This is a genomic window from Clostridioides sp. ZZV14-6154, from assembly GCF_020657785.1.
Taxonomy (GTDB): Bacteria; Bacillota; Clostridia; order Peptostreptococcales; family Peptostreptococcaceae; genus Clostridioides.
The window spans coordinates 1-2177 of the sequence record NZ_JAGWCY010000028.1 but is presented as its reverse complement, the minus strand read 5'-3'; the positions used below and the strand labels follow the sequence as shown (position 1 = coordinate 2177).

Below are 2177 nucleotides of genomic sequence, written 5' to 3'. Positions count from 1 at the left end.
AGAGAATGGATTTGTCCTTGTTGTAATGTAACTCACGATAGAGATATAAATGCAAGTATAAATATACTAAAAGAAGGATTAAGACTAATAACAGTTTAAGATAGATAACTTATGTAAGAACCGTAGGGACTACGGGGATAGCCTGTGGAGAATTGGTAAGACATATTTTAGTATGCAAAATTCTATGAAGCAGGAACCCTGTGACTTTAGTCATGAGAGGTTCAGTGTTCGTAAAGTAGATGTTAAAGATAGACGAAAGTTTCAAATATTTTTAACAGATTTAGGCAGAGAATTAGAAGAGCCATTAAATAAAATTGCAGACATATATGCAACAGAGACATTTAAATCTATTTCAGATGAGGAACTGTCTTTATTTACTGAAGCTTTGGATAAACTCAGTAAATAAGTATAAATTATGTTTTAAGAAGTCTTTTTAACTCATTGATGATACAAAACAATAGAAAGAGGGATAAGGATGAGTTCTAAGATTTATTATTTTTCTGGAACGGGAAACTCTTTAGTGGTTTCAAAGACTTTAAAAGAAATGTTAAATGAAAATGGAGAATTAATACCTTTAGCTATACATAGAAAAGAAAGAAATATAGACGTAAATGAAGATATCTTGGTAATTGTTTTTCCAGTTTATTTTGCTGATGTTCCTGATATAGTAAAGTCTTTTATAGATAAATTAAATTTTAATAGTAATCCCGATATGTATGCTATTGCTACATGTAATGGAGTGGCTGGCCATAGTTTGTTTACTATAAATAAATTACTTAAGAAAAAAGGAAAAGAGCTATCTGCTGGTTTTGTAATTGATATGCCTGGAAATGCTTTGACAACACCTCGAGATGTTGAAGAAGAGAGACTAAGAAACTTTACTAATAGAGTGTCAGAAATAACAAAGTGTATCAACAACTTAGAGAGTGGAAAGATAGAAGGAAAAAACAATTTAAAGTCATATGTAGACAGTTTTACACTTCGTCTAGTGGGTAAAAACATGCAGATTGCCACTACTAAATTTTTTGCAGAAGATAAGTGTAATGGGTGTGGGACATGCAAAAGAGTTTGCCCATTAGAAAACATAAGTATAGTTGACAGAAAGCCAAAGTGGGGTAATGAGTGTGAAAGGTGTTTAGCCTGTTTCCATTGGTGTCCCAAAGAGGCAATTAATATAAAAAAATCGTTTTTGACAGATAGGAAGAAGTATCACCATCCAGACGTTACTGTGAAGGATATATTTTTAGATAAATAGATAAGTTTAATTTATTTAATGATGGACAATATTAAAAGTTAGTGATAAATAATATTAAAGAAAAATTTAAACTTACTATAAAAAAGAATAATATAATTATACATTATAGCTTGAAAAGTAGAGTGCCTCAAAGCGTTTTTGATGAGGCACTTTTTTATTATTTTATAAGTTCTATCATTTTTTGAATATCTTCTGAGGCCATTTCGAATTTTGATTTTTCAATCAATAAGTTTCCACCAGTCATAATATATGATGGAAATATTCGTAAATTGTCATAATAAAGTTCGCTATTACGAAGTTTATATGTTGAAATAGAAGGAACTGCATTCTTTTTTGTATGTTTTTTAGTAATCATATTAAAAGATTTTTTTGCTACATCTCCCATCAACATTATTACTTTTAGATTACTGAATAATTTAATTTCTTTTTCTAAAATAGGCATGTGCGATTGAATAGTGTCACGAGTTATTGTATATTCTGTTTTAGGTAATTTTACTGCATTAGTTATATATATGCCTAGATTTAAAATATCATTTATGCTAGATATTTTTGTACCTGCATTTTGGAATAAAGGGATTGTAGTTTTTAAGTAGTCAGCATGCTCATCTAAACTATAAAAATCATCATTAGGATTACTTGGGACAACTTCGTTAATCATTATAGTTTTTATAGAGTCTGTATCTATTGTTATATTGGGAAGATATGATAAGATTTCATTATCCTCAAAAAGATTATTATTTTTAATAAATTCATTTAAAGTTGATTTTATATTTATCTTCATATGTTTAACCTGCCACTCAAAATATGGTCAAATATATCCATATCGAGATTTTTCCTTCTTCACTGAACCTCGCCTTGCCTAAGCTACTACGATTTGGTATAGTTCTCCAAAGGCTTAAATTCCGAAGTTAGCCCTCCGTAC

At 29.4% G+C, this 2177-nt stretch carries 4 protein-coding genes; 3 read left to right on the top strand and 1 reads right to left on the bottom strand.

Features of this window, described 5'->3' with window-relative positions; genetic code table 11:
* The 3 genes from KGF45_RS19425 to KGF45_RS19415 all read left to right on the top strand — a co-directional run.
* Positions 1-99: zinc ribbon domain-containing protein (locus KGF45_RS19425; RefSeq protein ID WP_227843076.1), on the top strand; the 99-nt coding region annotated here is incomplete at its 5' end.
* An 85-nt stretch (positions 100-184) separates the two neighbouring features.
* The gene (locus KGF45_RS19420) at positions 185-406 is read left to right on the top strand and encodes a hypothetical protein (RefSeq protein ID WP_227843075.1); all 222 of its coding nucleotides are present in this window, start codon (positions 185-187) and stop codon (positions 404-406) included.
* A 69-nt stretch (positions 407-475) separates the two neighbouring features.
* Positions 476-1255: an EFR1 family ferrodoxin gene (locus KGF45_RS19415; protein WP_227843074.1), complete on the top strand. Its 780-nt coding sequence runs from the start codon at positions 476-478 to the stop codon at positions 1253-1255.
* Positions 1256-1412: 157 nt separating this feature from the next.
* On the opposite strand, the gene KGF45_RS19410 is transcribed toward KGF45_RS19415, so the two are convergent.
* A complete protein-coding gene (locus KGF45_RS19410; protein WP_227830493.1) occupies positions 1413-2036 on the bottom strand; it encodes a uracil-DNA glycosylase family protein in 624 nt (207 codons plus the stop codon).
* Between the last annotated feature and the right edge of the window lie 141 nt (positions 2037-2177).